The sequence below is a fragment of the Selenomonas sputigena genome, from assembly GCF_026015965.1.
Taxonomy (GTDB): domain Bacteria; phylum Bacillota; class Negativicutes; order Selenomonadales; family Selenomonadaceae; genus Selenomonas.
Window position 1 is genome coordinate 2,224,823 of the sequence record NZ_CP110383.1, and the last position, 14,170, is coordinate 2,238,992.

The window sequence follows — 14,170 nt, forward strand, 5'->3', positions numbered from 1 at the left end:
GACGACGAGAGGACAGCGCAGATGCGTGAAGATGGGTGGCTGAATTTATCAGTGATTCCCTAGCTCTTTGGCGGCTTTCACCTGGCCAATTTCCTGTGCCAGTTTGATTGCCTGCACCTTAAACTCGTGATCGTATTGCCTGTTTGTTGCCATTTTGACCTCTCCTTCTCCTCTTTGACTTTATCAAAAATCCTTGCGAAGAAGTTGTCAACTTTATTTATACAACATCAATGTGTGGCGGCGTATCCTTCCACGCAATCCGGGCGCGCATCTGTACAGGATACAAAATTGTGTCGATTTAAAAAAATATTTTTCGTATAGGCAGGAGAATCCACGGGGGGGGGGAGAACTATATCCATAGTCCAAGGACTTTCCGTGTATGAAAAGACGTGCAGATGAAAGGAGGCGGGGCGTCGATGGATATCGGTGTGATGTTCCAAATTTCTATACCGGTGTTTGCGTTTGTCTATCTATGGCAATTTACCTTGAACCATGCGCCGAAAGAGGAGCATCCTAAATTCCTTGCCCTTTTGGTGGCGATGTTCGGTCTTTATGGTTGTATGGCCGCGTTTGTGTACGGCTTGCCGGAAACGGCCAGCGCGTCCGCATGGGCGAAATTTGCGATGTGGGGCGCGAAGATTGCGGTGAAGATGCTGTTGGCGCTCATGACCCTGTATGTTGTCCGGCTTGCGCGCGCGGGCAGACTGCCGGAGAAGGGGATGGCGACCGTAGGCATCGGAGGCCTGCTGCTCGCGTCGCTGTTGTTCGCCTGCTCCTACGCATATGCGGCCGACGTCCTTGCGGCGCTCAGTATCGGGGTGCTGGCGGGGGCTGTGAACGTGTGGATTTGGGGGAGAAGATAATGTCGACCTCCGAAGATGATGATCAGGAGATGAAGGAACATGAGGAGTGAAACAATGAAACTTTTGAAAACATGGATGACGGCGCTCTGCCTTGCCTTCGCCGTCCTACTCATGCAGGGCGGAACGGCGCTTGCCGCGCTCTATCAGGGAGACATCGGCGAGACGCGGTTCACGACGCCCGAGGGCACCTACATATTAAAACGCTATGCGCCGCCGCAGGGCGGCGCGTACGGCGCATCGTCTTCCAGCGGGAGCAGCGGCGGCGGGCTGACCGTCGTTCCGCCTACGCCGCAGCAGGGGCGATATGAGATCGTGGACGAGGCGCAGTCGGGATGGGACGTCACATTTGATTTCGACCATTCCAGAACCTTTACGATCTACAATGAGGCGGGTCCGACGCAGCGGATTCAGTACCGTCCGGGCGGCGCCAGCGTCTATGTAACGAACCTGGTCGACAAGGACAGCATCTTCGACGGCGAATATGAAAGACAGGAATCGGGCGACTTCATCGCCTATATCCCGGGCGTCGGAGAGCGCAAGCTGCCGCCGTACATCATGGCGGGGCTGCGGATTGTCCTCGATAACAGTGTGGCGGGACTGGAGCAGGGGATTACATATCCCTATACCTCGCAGGTGCCGAACGTCGGGACGATGTGGAACTTCACCCTGCGCAAAACGCAGCCGCGGCAGCTGACCGAGATAGAGACGACGCCGAGCGCGGCGCCGCAGACGAATACGGCAAGTCCGCCGAAGAGTGCGCTCTACATGATTGTCAATGCGAATGACAGAGAGGATTGGACGGCGTTCACCTATGACACGAATACGCGCGTATTTACCATGTACGACGCTGAGTTCTATGGCATAGGAAAACCGTATTCAGAGCGCCGGTTCCTCTCCGATGGCAGGCTCGAGGTCAAGAGCCTTGGCGCAGGTGCGCATACGGACATCTACACACGGACTGCCGGCGGGACATACGAGACGTCCAGCGAGAGGATTTACCGCTACGTCACCGACGGCATGAGGCTCTTCCTGCAAAAGGTACGCTGAACGAACACGCGGTAATTCCAAATGAAAAAGGGGCTGTAACGAAATTGTGTAAAAGCACGATGCCGTTACGGCTCCTTTTTTATGCCGACATGCCCTCTCCGCGGCATCCGCCGCGCAGCTCGCGGAGGCGGATGCGCCGAGCGTCTTTGCCGCGGGTCTGCCCGCATGGGATCTCTTGCCGCCGCACATCCCCATGCGCAGGAAAGGGACATGACGGCGCCCGCGACCTATGCCGACTGGGCGGCGCTCCTGCGCCGGTTCAAAGAGGGCGGCAGCGACGACGAGGTGCTCGCCGCCATGCGGGCGGGCACGATCGTATGGCAGTCCGGCGTCGCGGTGCGGTTCGTGACGCGGCTCACGGACGCCGTCAACGCACGCATGAACGCGGCGACGGACGCGTTTGACCGCGCCATGGGACGCGCCCGGGACGAATCCGAAGTCATCGCCGCGCTGCTGGGGCTGCGCCGCGCCATGACGCGCTGTTTGCGCGCCGCGGATCTCCCCGCCCTGCCGCCGGAACAGCGCCGTCAATGTATGGATCTTGTATGGACACAAGCAGAGCGTATGCAGGAGAGCCTCGAACAGTCTGCCAAGAACGACCGTACGATTGGGGCTTTCTGCGCGACACAATACATTGTTGCACGGAAAGCCCTGTTTTTATACCCGTCTTGATATGATGTTGTATAAATAAAGTTGACAAGATCTTCTTCGGTCTTTATACTAGAACCAAAGAGGTCAAAGAACCTTTTACCCTCCAGGGGCAATTGAAGCCCGGCGGACTGGTAAAAGGTCTTGGCCTTTCTTTTCTTCTTCTTTTTGCAGTTTGAACTTGACAAGATCTTCTTCGGTCTTTATACTGCAGTTGATGAGGTTGCCTTTTTTAGCTGCTAGGGGAAATTGGATCCCGGCAGGAGCTAGAAATTCGGCAACCTTTTTCATGTCTGCATAAATCAAATTTTCCATTGACAAAGAGCCTGAATGTACAAAGAGCGTCAATGGCTTCGGATGACGCGCGAAACTCGTTCGCGTGGGTTCTGAGCCATTTGAGGCTCTTCTTTTTGTTGATTCTTCATCGCGCCATGGCGGCTTCTTCGTAGTCTTCAGTGTACCTTTGCGCGGCTTCCTTGCGTTCGGCTTTCTTCTCTTCCTTGCCGTCCTTTTCTTCACGTCTTTCAAACGTCGTGTGTGCGGCGAATTCCATTGCCCACGGCGTATCTTCGTATTCTTTCGCCGCGCCATGCCACGCTTGCTGATAATAAGTTTTCCCGTCGGCATCCTTGACACCGGCGAGCATTTCGCGTATAGTAATGGTATCAGGAGATGCGTTTACCCCAACAACGGGCTTTAAGCCTGATCGGGGGCGCGTCTTCTTTTTGTCTTCAATGATGATGTCATAAAGATTGACTTCATACGGCGGAATAGTGACATGCCCATCTATTTGTTCCTCCATAACAAGACGCACGGTTACGAGTGTATTCTTTGTTTTCACAGGCACATAGAGACGATGATAGGCGTGCACTGATGGCTTTTTTGCTGTTTTTGTATTGTGAACGGTTTCAATAAGAACAGCATTTCTTAGCAAAGATTCTATGGAATACGCTGCTGCGGTACGAATGGTTTTTCCTGCTGGCATCTGAATCGTTCTGCTGGAATAGGCGATGTGTCGCTCATCTTTTTGTAAGTTTTCCCGTTGGCATCCTTGACACTGGCGAGCATTTCGCGTATACTAACAGTAGTGAGAGCGTGTTGCCGCGTGTTTATGCTAACCCTATGTTGGGTGGGCATCAACGCGGGATCACGCTCCTTATTTGCGTACTGGATTTGATACAGCTCCACTTGCGCTGTTTCTCCAATAAGGCAGCCGTTTCGTTCCTCCGCAATCAAGACAAGCGTGTTCAGTTGGTTATTGTGCTTGACGGGAAGCATGATGTAATAATACGCATTTACCGTATTTTTATGGTGTTGTGCGCGTTTTTGTCCATCGGACATGCCCGAGAGGTTTCTTCCTGCTTTGCGATTTGGCGCGATCTCGATGACGACAGAACTTTTTATGAAATCTTCCATGTTACTCAATACTTTTCCCGTAGCCACAAGATTTTTGCGCCGATCCGTCGCCTTATTGCGAACAACATGCCTCTTTCCATAAGGTCTGCTCGAAATGCCAACATTAGCCGAAGCATCAAGCATGAGTATGGGGCTTTGCTGTGCAAGCTGAGCAATGAACGCCGCTGCTTGCTGATTTGTCATACCACGCAGCCGATTGTCCATGGCATCAATATCGAGCACTGGAACGCGCTCATCGAGATCAACGCCTGAGCGCAAAGCGTTGAGTGCGCCTTCCTGCACCGTGCCGTCGGCTTCGATCGTCACGCTCTTCATGTAGTCCTCTGCCGTGAACGGCTTCCCCGTCGCACGCGATACGCGCTCTGCCCATGTCGCGGCGTGAGCGGCGAGGATCGCCGCGCCGACGCTTGCGGCGCTCTTCGCCCTCGCATTGCCGCCTTCGAGCGTCTTCTCGATCTCTTTGCAGACGCGGCTGCCGTCTTCGCCGAGCAGTTCCTTCAATTCTTCCGTCATCGCCGTCCCTCCTTTTCTCTCTGCCTCTATTGTAAATGCTTGCAGTATCAAAATACTGCACACTTTCCGACGGGTGTGAATTTTTTTCCGAGGCTTTGCCAAAGGGCGATTTTTCCTGTATACTTGGAGTGAAACAGGTGCTGTGACGAAAAGGAGCGCGGACGATGAAAGAGCAGGCGAGCACGCAGGTGCATGATTTGAACGATCCCGATATGGCGGGCGATGTTCTGACGATGGACGAGGTTGTCGCGGAATTCGGCTATGACTGGGGTCCGCCGAACTTCTGGCCGATCGACGAAACACCGACGCAGGAAGAGATTCAAGAATGGGGACGCAAGCTGGGCGTCATGGACTGACCAGAAAGGGATGAATCCGTGCAGGACATATAGACAGCGAAAAAGAATCCCTCCGACGGGATTGCCGTCGGAGGGATTCTTTTTCGTTCTTCACTTGAACGGCACGAAGCCTTTTGGCTTTTCACGTTCATAAGGATAGCTTTTCTTCAGTTCCTCGCTGTAGGGATCGACGAAGAGCAGTTCGCCTTTTCCGTATTCCTTCTGGCGCTCGATCTCTGTGTCGAGTTCTTCGGCTTGCTGATCGCGCCGGAGGTGCGTCCTTGCAGCGAGGAGCGCGGAGACTTGCGTCGCGCCGCTCGCGTGCAGGGCTTCGAGCCGGGAGAGGATCTGGCGAAGCTCGGTTTCTCCCTGCGCCCTAGCGGCAGCGTCGAGGAGCGCCTGTACGGCAGCACGGGTTTCATCGCTGTCGCTTGCCGCACCTTGCGCGACTTCGGCGTAGGTTTCGGCTGCTGCTGCGATCTGCTGCCGCTGTGATATTGTCAAGATCAGTTTTAAATAATCTTGCGCTAATGTGTGTGAATACATTTTAGGTTGATCGGAATCACGAACAATTCGCCATAGGATAGCAGCTGCCTTTAATTTTGATTTGAACTTGTCATTTATGGGATCAGCGCAGAAATCTTTTAAGAAGCGGTTCCATTCGCATACAGAAGAATCATACTTTGCATACGTCGATATCCCCTTATATACATTCAACATGTCCTGTATAGTAAACGATGTGTCGTGATCCGCTTTCACCTTTCGCCATGCGGTCGCCATATCTGCTGTAAATTTAAAGGGCGCAACCCTCGTCAGATTTGAGAAATATGTTCTAAACTTTGTGTTGAACGAAAAGTTGCAAGCAAGTAATGGTGTGTCCAAGGAAATCGCTCCAGATGATATCATCTGCTCTTTTTCGGGAGTGGCTTTGACTATGTTCCCTTTAAAGTATTCTGCAATGTTGTGATTGAGATCTTTTTTTACCCCCCTGTGTGCAATTCCAATCTTTTTGCAAATCTCTACGAGTTCTGTTCGATACCAATAATATTTTATAAACTCCTCATATGAGCGAATCTCATCAAATGCAGGACGCTGTGTCATAATGACATCTCCTTTCGTAAATAGCAGGTCAGACAAATAGATGTTTATCATTATATCACATTTATGGTATGACACAGCGCATGATTTCGAGATGGGGCAGGCGCGTGTTTTTCGGTGTGCCGCATCACTGCGGTGAAGGAGTGTATGGATGTGGCGGGGATGCCTCTCTCGTCCTTTGCACACGCCCCTCAGAGAAACTTTATCGCCGTGCAGATGCTCTCTCCTTTGTTGTCGAAATTACAGCAAAAGGACGAGATTTTTTATAAAGAACACTATCCATCCATGCGACTTGTGGAGGAGAATGGGCGGTACTATATCCATGGATTTTACAATGTGGGCGAGGAGGAGTTTATCGCGGATTACTTTATCCACTATGGAGATGAAGTTCAAACGGTCGAGTCTATGGCACTCAGAGAGGTGATCCGTACACGACTACGTACGTTGACGATGCATTATAAGGAGATGGCTTAATTACTCATCGACTACATTTTGATTATGTGCAGAACCTCCCGCATAGGGAAACTGTGGCAGGCACAAACGAAATGCGAAGGTCTCGCGATCAACGATACCGGTTGTCTGGTCGCTATCGTATAGGGCGAGAAGGAACTCTGCCATTTGGTTGCTTGTGTGATAGGTGCCGAACGCCTTGTCATAGTCATAGGCGGCGTTGTTGTTCGCGACTGCGCCGAACTCGGTCTGCGTTGCAGCAGGGGCAAGGAGCTTTGCACGGAGCTTCGCGCCGCGTGCTATGAGTTCATGTGCGAGTCCCTCGGTGAATGCACTGACATAGAATTTTGTCGCGCAGTAGGTGACAGCAGTTGGGACAATGGTGTAGCCGCCGACGGAGGAAATGTTGATCAGCTGCGTATCTTCTATCTCAGCGAAGTCTCGTACGAAGAGTGTGGAAAAGAGAACGAGATGTTGCGTGGGCAGCATTCATCCTGCGACTCAAGGAGACGGGAATGCCAATTCGGGAGATTCGGCGCTATGCTGCGTTGCGGGCAGAGGGCGACGATACTCTTTCAGCGCGGATGGAAATGCTCATAGGGCACCGTGCCAATCTTGCGGCAGAGGTGGAGAAGCTGCACGCACATATGGAGGCACTCGATGCCAAGATCGCATTTTATTGTGAGGCAATCGAGGAGAATAGTGAAAAATGATTTGATGCAAAGATGTCTGTGTCATATAAGATGTGCAGAAAAGGTGTTGTCATGGTACATGGGTAAAACCATCTGTTTTTGGAAAAGTTTTCCGCCGTAGTTGGGGCGCTACAGGCGGAATTTTTTCGCAAAGAATCATTAGCCACCTTCCCCTATCCTGTGTTATAATTTTCTTATATTTGAAACGTGGGAGGGAAGGCCGTTGTTTGCAAAGACCTATGGTGCGACGACCCTCAGGATCGATGGACGGATTATCGACGTTGAGGTGGATGTGTCGCCCGGGCTGCCGGGCTTTGAGCTGGTCGGGCTTCCCGATACGTCGGTAAAGGAGTCAAAGGAGCGGGTACGGACTGCGATTCGTAACTCCGGTATGCAGCTGCGGCAGGAGCGGGTGACGGTGAATCTTGCACCTGCGGACATACGCAAGGACAGCTCGGGGCTTGATCTGCCGATTGCGGTTGGTCTCCTTGCATCCTACGGTATGGTTCCGGAGACGGCGGTGCAGAATGCGCTCTTCTCGGCGGAACTCTCTCTCTCGATGGGAACTGCCGACCGATTAGCGGCATTCTTCCGATGGCGATTACGGCGCGAGAACATGGGGTGAAGGAGTTTTACGTTGCACCGTCCAATGCAGACGAGGCACTCCTTATTGACGGGCTGAAGGTCTATGCGGTCGAGAATCTGGCGCAGCTTGTACGTCATTTGACAGGCACGGAGACGCTGACTCCCGCCGTGCCACAAGGAACAGAGCAGAAAAAGGACGCTGCATTTACCGATGACTTTGCGGATGTGCAGGGACAGTATCAGGCGAAGCGTGCACTTGAGATTGCGGCGGCAGGGGGACACAATGTCCTCATGGTCGGAGTGCCGGGCTCGGGCAAGACGATGCTGGCACGTCGGATGAGTTCGATTTTGCCGGAGCTGACAAAGGAAGAAGCCATTGAGATCACGAAGATTTACAGCATCTCGGGGCTGCTCGGCAAGGATACGGGGCTTGTGACGACGCGTCCCTTCCGCAGTCCGCACCATACCTCCTCGACGGTGGCGATGATCGGCGGCGGCAGCATCCCGCGTCCGGGCGAGGTGACGCTCTCGCATCACGGCGTGCTGTTTCTCGACGAGCTGCCGGAGTTCGGCAAGTCGACGCTGGAAGTCCTGCGTCAGCCGTTGGAGGACGGTGCTGTGACCGTGGCACGCGTCAATGCGACTTTGACGTTTCCCTCTCGTATCATTTTGGTCGTGGCAATGAACGACGTAACGTCAATAACGATACAATGTAATGATGAACAAGATGCCGCCTAAATTTTAACATGAAGGAAGAGTACACTGACCGTGGTTCTTGCCAGCATCGTAGGCAATCAGAGGAAAAGCTGCGCGGTTATGTGATATAATGATATGAGTGAACAGGAGGGATTATGATGCAGAAGCCTGTATTTACAATGGAACATATCGTTGCGAAGGTAAAACCACTTGCTGATAAATACCGTGTGAAAGAAATTTATTTGTTTGGCTCGTATGCGAGAGGTGAAGCAGATGAAAACAGTGATTTGGATTTTTTGGTTTACGGTGGAGAAAAGTTCAAGAGAACAATGATTTTTGCTCTGGCAGAGGATTTGCGAGAAACGTTAGAGAAAAAAGTAGATGTTTTTGAGATCGGTGAAGTCAACCCGGACAGTAATTTCTACAAAACAATTATGAAAGAAAAGGTTTTGGTGGCATGAAGTATTCCGATCGACAAAGAGTTCAAAAGATCTATGACTATGCCGCTCGTCTGCAGGAATATATCCTAAAAAATAGCATTGAAAAAGAAGCACTGATGACACAGTTGCCGTTGCAGTGGCTTGTCACAACGCCGCTATATAATATGGGGGAGCATAGCCATAACTTGACCCCGGAGTATAAAGCGAAACATAGTGAAATTCCATGGGCGATGATCGCAGGCTTGCGGCATCGTCTTGTACATGATTATGATGGAACAAACTGGAATATTATAGCGGAAGTCGTTTTTGAAGAATTACCAATCTTGATAAGACAGTTAGAGACGTGTTTGACGGAAAAAGAGAATACGGATGCTGTATGACAGCAAATGACCATTCTCTAGGAATCCTTGATTGCGTTATCCTTTGATTCCCTGGAAAAAAATTTTCAAACGAAGCTGGAAAATAAAAAGAACGGTCGTGCAAGCCAAATGCTCGCATGACCGTTCTCTTTGCAATATTCGCTTCAAACTTCCCACATAAAAAATCCGTATAGTTCATTGAAAACCGTATATCCCAGGAAATAAAAAAGGCGTAAACTACACGCACAAACGTCCACCTTGTGGACATTGTGCACCGCCCTTAATGAAAGTTACCCAATCAGTCTGCGTCCTTCGGGCTTGACTTCTTGGACTTTCATAGTAAAACCTCGCTTCTTGGTACAATAGAAATACAATCTTCCTTTAGCAGAAAAATGCGATAATTAAACTTGCAATCTTTCCATCCCCTTCTGTACAATCGAATGCCCAAAAGGCAACGAAGATGCTATAATATGAACAAGAAGAGAAGATATGGCACGCGCAGGGTTGCCCGCCATAGGAAAGGAGCGTTGTCATGAAATACATATCGGGGCTTCATGCGCTCAACATTCCGTGCCGTTTGGAAACGAGCGGCGATTGGCATACGCTGTCTTTGTCATGGGAAAACATTCCCTTATGGAATACGGAGAAATCGCCGTTTGGCACGGAAGGGATCGAACGGCATCAAAGCCTTATGGGCAAAAAAGGGACTTTCTACATTGCAAACCACATCCGAGCCTGCCTTGATCTGCTCTTGGCGGGAGATTTCTCCAATTTACAAGGCATGCGCCGCGATTATATCTGCACGGATATTTATGACGCAGATATTTTTTCCGCTGTTTGGAAACTGCACAAGACAGCGCACTGGACAGACATCGACCGATTCATGGAAAAAGAGTATCGAATGAAGTGGATTCTTTTCAGGAAGGAGCAAAAGGCGAATGAATACCGCACAAATGCGTCATATAGAAATCATGCGTAATTTCTTGACAGAACTCAACAAGGAAACCGATACGTTCATCTTGAAAGGCGGGACGAGCCTTCTTCTTGCTTATGGACTGGATCGGTTTTCCGAGGATATTGACTTGGATGGAGAGAAACGGCGTCTCAAGGGATTCATCGAAAGTTATTCCCAAAAGCATGGATTTTCTTTCCGTATCGCCAAAGATACGCCAACCGTCGAGCGATTCATGCTGGCATATGACCCATCCATACAGAAACCATTAAAAATCGAAATCTCCTATCGCAGCCGCAGCATTCCAGCGAATACGCATCATCGCGTGAATGGAATAGAGGTCTACACAATCGACCGAATTTGCCAGTTGAAAACAGGCGCGTACCAGGGACGGGATAAGATCCGTGATCTCTATGACATTTGCTTCATTTGCGATCGATACTTTGAGGACTTGTCGGAGTCTGCAAAGGAGCAGCTGAAGGACGCTTTGACCTATAAAGGCTTTGATTATTTTGATTATGTCACTTCCACGCAGGACGACGCACTGATCGATAAGGACACATTGGCAGGACTTTATCTGAATATGTTTGAAAAGCTGGATCTTCTCTATTCAGAGGAGGAAGCGAAAACTCTTTCTGCAAAGGAAACGGATGCAGAAAAAGAGGACGATGAACAAGAGGACCGGCGCCGCTGAAACTCCTGATAGACAGTATTGGCATAGCGTTCCTGCTCTTTCTCCCGCTCTTTTATCTCCTTTTCTTCAGTCACTCGTCGGATGTCCTCTGCGAGTTTTTGACGATCGCCCCAGATTTCTTCGACGCTCGTCGATAGTATCTGCGGATCTTCTCTGCAATCTCCATGGTAGGAGGCGGCATCGGATTTGTTTTTTCCATACAGAATGTATCTCCGTAACATCTTTTTTATGTTATGTTACGTCGGTACAAAATGTATCTCCGCAACATATAGTTTAGAGCCCCTTTGTCAAACAAAAACGGCGTCCCATTTCAAGCGAAAGGGGACGCCGCTGAATGTATGTCCTGAAAGCTCAGATATAGACGCGCGGCACGCGCGATGCGATGAGACATGGGATCTCGTAGTTGATTGTGCCGAGCCAAGCGGCAACATTGTCGGCAGAGAGCGTCGCCGAGCCGAAGAGCGTGACTTCCGCTCCTTCGGCGACTCCTTCGATGTCGGTGACGTCGATCATGCACTGATCCATGCAGATGCGCCCGACGACGGGAGCGATCTTGCCGAGGATTTCGACGTGCGCCTTGCCCGAGAGGGCGCGAATATAGCCGTCGGCATAGCCGAGGGGGAGCGTCGCGATGCGGCTCTTTCGCTTGGCGTGCCAAGTACAGCCGTAGCCGATGGCAAAGCCCTCCGGCACGTCCTTGACGAAGAGCACGCGTGCCTTGAGCGCCATCGCGGGGCGAAGCGGCGACTTCTCGCGTACGTCGCGAGCGACTTCTTCGCTCGGATACATGCCGTACTGGATGATACCCGCACGCACCATGTCGAGATGCGCTTCGGGCATTTGGAGGATTGCCGCGCTCTCAGCGATATGGCGCAGCTTCAGATGAACGCCCGCTTCCTCTATGGCTTCCGTGGCACGTAGGAAGAGCGCAAGCTGTCCTCTTGCGTGCGCCTTGTCTCGGACATCCGCCATAGCGAAGTGAGAGAACGCGCCCTCCAGCTCAATGTTCGGCAGGACGGCGATGTCACGCGCGAGCGCAGGCGCTTCTTCGCTCGTGCAGCCGATGCGCCCCATGCCCGTGTCGATGGCGAGGTGCAGCTTCGCCGTCTTTTCCTGCGCGAGGGCTTCGGCGGAAATGGCTTTGGCGAGCGCGAGATTCGCAACGGTCTGCGTCGCATCGAGGGAGACGGCTTCGGCGGCTTCAAGAGGGTCGATGAGTCCGAGGACGAGGAGCGGCGTCCCAATCCCCGCGCGGCGAAGCTCGGCGGCTTCTGAGAGCGTGGCGACGGCGAGGTACGACGCGCCCGCCGCGACAGCCTTCTTCGCGACGGCGAGAGCGCCGTGCCCGTAAGCGTTCGCCTTGACGACGGCGCAGAGTTTTGCGCCGCCACAGAGCGCCTCGCGGATCACGCGGTAATTGTGCCGGATCGCTTCGAGACTGATTTCAGCCCAGACGGCACGCTTGCTCATGGGAAAGCCCCCTTCGCTTTGATGGTCGTGCCGTTCCCTCACGGCTTTTCGATGACTTCCACGCCGCCCATGTAGGGGACGAGCGCCTTGGGTACGCGCACGGAGCCGTCTTCCTGCTGATAGTTTTCGAGGATCGCCGCGACCGTGCGCCCGACGGCAAGCCCCGAGCCATTGAGCGTGTGGCAGAACTCAGGCTTCGCCTTCGGCTCGCGGCGGAACTTGATATTCGCGCGGCGCGCCTGATAGTCGAGGCAGTTCGAGCACGAGGAGATCTCGCGGTAGGTGTTCTGCGCGGGCATCCAGACTTCGATGTCGTATGTCTTTGCCGACGTGAAGCTCATGTCGCCCGTGCAAAGGAGCACGACGTGATAGGGAATCTCCAAAATACGCAGCACGTCTTCCGCCGCATCGACCATGCTTTCGAGCTCGTCCCACGATTCTTCGGGCTTCGTGAACTTGATGAGCTCGACCTTGTTGAACTGGTGCTGGCGGATGAGGCCGCGCGTGTCGCGCCCCGCGCTGCCGGCTTCTGCGCGGAAGCATGCCGTGTAGCTCGTGTAGCGCTCGGGCAGTTTCCTGCCGTCGAGGATTTCGTCGCGGTGATAGTTCGTCGTCGGCACTTCCGCCGTCGGCACGAGGTAGTAGTCGAGACCTTCGAGCTTGAACATGTCCTCGGCGAACTTCGGCAGCTGCCCCGTGCCGATCATGCTCGCCTCGTTCGCGATGTAGGGCGCGAGCATTTCCGTGTAGCCATGCTTCGTCGCGTGCAGATCCATCATGAAGTTGATGCAGGCGCGTTCGAGCCTAGCGCCGAGTCCCTTGTAGAAGGTGAATCGTGCGCCCGTGACCTTTGCCGCACGCTCGGCGTCGAGGATTTCGAGATCGGCGCCGAGATCCCAGTGCGCCTTCGGCTCGAAGGTGAACGTTCGCGGCTCGCCCCAGCGGCGCACTTCGGGATTCTCCGTGTCGTCCTTGCCGATGGGCACGTCGTCCTTCGGCATGTTCGGGATGTTCAGGAGGATGGTGTGCAGCTCGTCTTCCACCTCGCGCGTCCGAGCGTCGAGATCGGCGATCTTCCTGCCGACCTCGCGCATTTCGGCGGAGATCGCCGCGACGTCCTCGCCCTGCTTCTTCTTCGCGCCGATCTCCTTCGACACGCTGTTGCGCCGCGCCTTGAGTTCTTCCGCCTCCTGCAGGAGCGTGCGGCGCTTCTCCTCAAGCTCCTTGAAGCCGCTCAGTTTCAGCGGGTTGCAGCGCTTTTCGAGCATCGCCTGCACCTCGTCGATATGATCCCTGACAAATTTGATGTCCAGCATGTCGAATCCTCCCATCGGCAGAAAATGCCTGCCGCAAATCGTTTTATCTTCGTATTATAGCACAGGCGAGGCGCTTACGGCAAAGTTCCTATGACGACAAAAGGAGCTATGGGGAAAATACTTTCGCATTTCCCCACAGCCCCTTGGAAAATCAGCCGCTATTTGACGACGAGCACAGGGCACTTCGCCTGCTCGACGATGTACTGGCTCACGCTGCCGAGAAGCACGCCCTTGACAACACCGAGGCCGCGGCTTCCCATGACGATGAGATCCGTGCCGCTGTGCTCTGCGAAATCGAGGATGGCGACGGCGGGCGAACCCGTCTCCGAGAACGCTTCCTTCTTGATGCCCGACGGCACCATCTGCATGGCACGATCGAGAATCACGTTGCCCGCCTTCGTGACCGCTTCAAGCACCACGTCGGACAAGCAGGCATTGATCGCGAGCTGGTTGATATTCGCGATGTAGAGGAAGTTCAGCTTCGCCTCGCAAACCTCCGCGAGCTTGATCGCCTCCGCTACGGCGCGATCCGAGCCTTCCGAACCGTCAATGGGGACGAGAATGTTCTTCAACATGGTATAAACCCTCCTTCTACC

Annotated in this window: 17 protein-coding genes and 3 pseudogenes; 11 read left to right on the plus strand and 9 right to left on the minus strand. The window is 53.0% G+C overall.

The genetic code is table 11. The features are described from left to right. Nucleotides 1-416: 416 nt before the first annotated feature. From OL236_RS10670 to OL236_RS10680, 3 genes are all read left to right on the plus strand, one after another. A complete protein-coding gene (locus OL236_RS10670) occupies nucleotides 417-863 on the plus strand; it encodes a hypothetical protein (RefSeq protein WP_265070601.1) in 447 nt (148 codons plus the stop codon). Nucleotides 864-917: 54 nt separating this feature from the next. Beyond that, the gene (locus OL236_RS10675) at nucleotides 918-1,910 is read left to right on the plus strand and encodes a hypothetical protein (protein WP_265070602.1); all 993 of its coding nucleotides are present in this window, start codon (nucleotides 918-920) and stop codon (nucleotides 1,908-1,910) included. A gap of 165 nt (nucleotides 1,911-2,075) precedes the next feature. Further along, complete coding sequence (locus OL236_RS10680; RefSeq protein WP_265070603.1) at nucleotides 2,076-2,582, plus strand: hypothetical protein; 507 nt, start codon at nucleotides 2,076-2,078, stop codon at nucleotides 2,580-2,582. A 75-nt stretch (nucleotides 2,583-2,657) separates the two neighbouring features. Here the strand turns inward: OL236_RS10680 and OL236_RS10685 are convergent, their stop codons facing one another. The 3 genes from OL236_RS10685 to OL236_RS10695 all read right to left on the minus strand — a co-directional run bounded on the left by OL236_RS10685 (nucleotide 2,658) and on the right by OL236_RS10695 (nucleotide 4,487). Then, a complete protein-coding gene (locus OL236_RS10685) occupies nucleotides 2,658-2,873 on the minus strand; it encodes a hypothetical protein (protein WP_265070604.1) in 216 nt (71 codons plus the stop codon). Between the two features lie 106 nt (nucleotides 2,874-2,979). Beyond that, nucleotides 2,980-3,543, minus strand: coding sequence for a hypothetical protein (locus OL236_RS10690; protein WP_265070605.1), 564 nt, complete (start codon nucleotides 3,541-3,543; stop codon nucleotides 2,980-2,982). Next, nucleotides 3,498-4,487, minus strand: coding sequence for a hypothetical protein (locus OL236_RS10695; protein WP_265070606.1), 990 nt, complete (start codon nucleotides 4,485-4,487; stop codon nucleotides 3,498-3,500). Before OL236_RS10695 ends, OL236_RS10690 begins: the two co-directional genes overlap by 46 nt. Before the next feature lie 164 nt (nucleotides 4,488-4,651). Between OL236_RS10695 and OL236_RS10700 the strand changes: the two genes are divergently transcribed. Continuing rightward, nucleotides 4,652-4,843 (plus strand): hypothetical protein, encoded by a 192-nt coding sequence (locus OL236_RS10700; protein ID WP_265070607.1) that lies wholly within the window; start codon nucleotides 4,652-4,654, stop codon nucleotides 4,841-4,843. Between the two features lie 495 nt (nucleotides 4,844-5,338). Here OL236_RS10700 and OL236_RS10705 read toward each other — a convergent pair. Beyond that, nucleotides 5,339-5,926, minus strand: a pseudogene (locus OL236_RS10705) (SAP domain-containing protein); the annotation flags it as partial. 141 nt (nucleotides 5,927-6,067) lie between these two features. Here OL236_RS10705 and OL236_RS10710 point away from each other — a divergent pair. After that, entirely contained in the window at nucleotides 6,068-6,394 is a 327-nt protein-coding gene (locus OL236_RS10710; protein ID WP_265070608.1) for a WYL domain-containing protein, read from the plus strand. On the opposite strand, the pseudogene OL236_RS10715 reads toward OL236_RS10710, so the two are convergent. Then, nucleotides 6,395-6,841 (minus strand): annotated as a pseudogene (locus OL236_RS10715) (SDR family NAD(P)-dependent oxidoreductase); the annotation flags it as partial. It lies immediately after the preceding gene. A gap of 44 nt (nucleotides 6,842-6,885) precedes the next feature. On the opposite strand from OL236_RS10715, the gene OL236_RS10720 reads away from it, so the two are divergent. From OL236_RS10720 to OL236_RS10745, 6 genes and pseudogenes are all read left to right on the plus strand, one after another. Beyond that, nucleotides 6,886-7,083: a hypothetical protein gene (locus OL236_RS10720; protein WP_265070609.1), complete on the plus strand. Its 198-nt coding sequence runs from the start codon at nucleotides 6,886-6,888 to the stop codon at nucleotides 7,081-7,083. 202 nt (nucleotides 7,084-7,285) lie between these two features. Continuing rightward, a pseudogene (locus OL236_RS10725) lies at nucleotides 7,286-8,385 on the plus strand (YifB family Mg chelatase-like AAA ATPase). A gap of 113 nt (nucleotides 8,386-8,498) precedes the next feature. Beyond that, complete coding sequence (locus OL236_RS10730; RefSeq protein ID WP_021684304.1) at nucleotides 8,499-8,804, plus strand: nucleotidyltransferase family protein; 306 nt, start codon at nucleotides 8,499-8,501, stop codon at nucleotides 8,802-8,804. Next, nucleotides 8,801-9,163: a DUF86 domain-containing protein gene (locus OL236_RS10735; protein WP_106626985.1), complete on the plus strand. Its 363-nt coding sequence runs from the start codon at nucleotides 8,801-8,803 to the stop codon at nucleotides 9,161-9,163. The genes OL236_RS10730 and OL236_RS10735 overlap by 4 nt, the downstream gene beginning before the upstream one ends. 511 nt (nucleotides 9,164-9,674) lie before the next feature. Continuing rightward, complete coding sequence (locus tag OL236_RS10740) at nucleotides 9,675-10,121, plus strand: hypothetical protein (RefSeq protein ID WP_265070610.1); 447 nt, start codon at nucleotides 9,675-9,677, stop codon at nucleotides 10,119-10,121. After that, on the plus strand, nucleotides 10,081-10,788 hold the full coding sequence (locus OL236_RS10745; protein WP_265070611.1) for a nucleotidyl transferase AbiEii/AbiGii toxin family protein: 708 nt from the start codon (nucleotides 10,081-10,083) through the stop codon (nucleotides 10,786-10,788). The genes OL236_RS10740 and OL236_RS10745 overlap by 41 nt, the downstream gene beginning before the upstream one ends. Before the next feature lie 70 nt (nucleotides 10,789-10,858). On the opposite strand, the gene OL236_RS10750 is transcribed toward OL236_RS10745, so the two are convergent. From OL236_RS10750 to OL236_RS10765, 4 genes are all read right to left on the minus strand, one after another. Further along, nucleotides 10,859-10,987: a hypothetical protein gene (locus tag OL236_RS10750; RefSeq protein ID WP_265070612.1), complete on the minus strand. Its 129-nt coding sequence runs from the start codon at nucleotides 10,985-10,987 to the stop codon at nucleotides 10,859-10,861. Between the two features lie 152 nt (nucleotides 10,988-11,139). Then, entirely contained in the window at nucleotides 11,140-12,258 is a 1,119-nt protein-coding gene (gene alr, locus OL236_RS10755; RefSeq protein WP_265070613.1) for an alanine racemase, read from the minus strand. A gap of 38 nt (nucleotides 12,259-12,296) precedes the next feature. Further along, nucleotides 12,297-13,574, minus strand: coding sequence for a serine--tRNA ligase (gene serS, locus OL236_RS10760; RefSeq protein WP_265070614.1), 1,278 nt, complete (start codon nucleotides 13,572-13,574; stop codon nucleotides 12,297-12,299). Nucleotides 13,575-13,732: 158 nt separating this feature from the next. Continuing rightward, nucleotides 13,733-14,149 carry a universal stress protein gene (locus OL236_RS10765; protein ID WP_006192601.1) on the minus strand — a complete coding sequence of 139 codons (417 nt, stop codon included), beginning with the start codon at nucleotides 14,147-14,149 and terminating at the stop codon, nucleotides 13,733-13,735. Nucleotides 14,150-14,170: the final 21 nt, after the last annotated feature.

Bases quoted from the DNA above. Each gene is read 5' to 3' on its own strand.
- OL236_RS10670 (WP_265070601.1), top strand. From the start codon at position 417: ATGGATATCGGTGTGATGTTCCAAATTTCTATACCGGTGTTTGCGTTT.
- OL236_RS10675 (WP_265070602.1), top strand. From the start codon at position 918: ATGAAACTTTTGAAAACATGGATGACGGCGCTCTGCCTTGCCTTCGCC.
- OL236_RS10680 (WP_265070603.1), top strand. From the start codon at position 2,076: ATGGGATCTCTTGCCGCCGCACATCCCCATGCGCAGGAAAGGGACATG.
- OL236_RS10685 (WP_265070604.1), bottom strand. From the start codon at position 2,873: ATGGAAAATTTGATTTATGCAGACATGAAAAAGGTTGCCGAATTTCTA.
- OL236_RS10690 (WP_265070605.1), bottom strand. From the start codon at position 3,543: ATGCCAGCAGGAAAAACCATTCGTACCGCAGCAGCGTATTCCATAGAA.
- OL236_RS10695 (WP_265070606.1), bottom strand. From the start codon at position 4,487: ATGACGGAAGAATTGAAGGAACTGCTCGGCGAAGACGGCAGCCGCGTC.
- OL236_RS10700 (WP_265070607.1), top strand. From the start codon at position 4,652: ATGAAAGAGCAGGCGAGCACGCAGGTGCATGATTTGAACGATCCCGAT.
- OL236_RS10710 (WP_265070608.1), top strand. From the start codon at position 6,068: ATGGATGTGGCGGGGATGCCTCTCTCGTCCTTTGCACACGCCCCTCAG.
- OL236_RS10720 (WP_265070609.1), top strand. From the start codon at position 6,886: ATGCCAATTCGGGAGATTCGGCGCTATGCTGCGTTGCGGGCAGAGGGC.
- OL236_RS10730 (WP_021684304.1), top strand. From the start codon at position 8,499: ATGATGCAGAAGCCTGTATTTACAATGGAACATATCGTTGCGAAGGTA.
- OL236_RS10735 (WP_106626985.1), top strand. From the start codon at position 8,801: ATGAAGTATTCCGATCGACAAAGAGTTCAAAAGATCTATGACTATGCC.
- OL236_RS10740 (WP_265070610.1), top strand. From the start codon at position 9,675: ATGAAATACATATCGGGGCTTCATGCGCTCAACATTCCGTGCCGTTTG.
- OL236_RS10745 (WP_265070611.1), top strand. From the start codon at position 10,081: ATGAATACCGCACAAATGCGTCATATAGAAATCATGCGTAATTTCTTG.
- OL236_RS10750 (WP_265070612.1), bottom strand. From the start codon at position 10,987: ATGGAAAAAACAAATCCGATGCCGCCTCCTACCATGGAGATTGCAGAG.
- alr (WP_265070613.1), bottom strand. From the start codon at position 12,258: ATGAGCAAGCGTGCCGTCTGGGCTGAAATCAGTCTCGAAGCGATCCGG.
- serS (WP_265070614.1), bottom strand. From the start codon at position 13,574: ATGCTGGACATCAAATTTGTCAGGGATCATATCGACGAGGTGCAGGCG.
- OL236_RS10765 (WP_006192601.1), bottom strand. From the start codon at position 14,149: ATGTTGAAGAACATTCTCGTCCCCATTGACGGTTCGGAAGGCTCGGAT.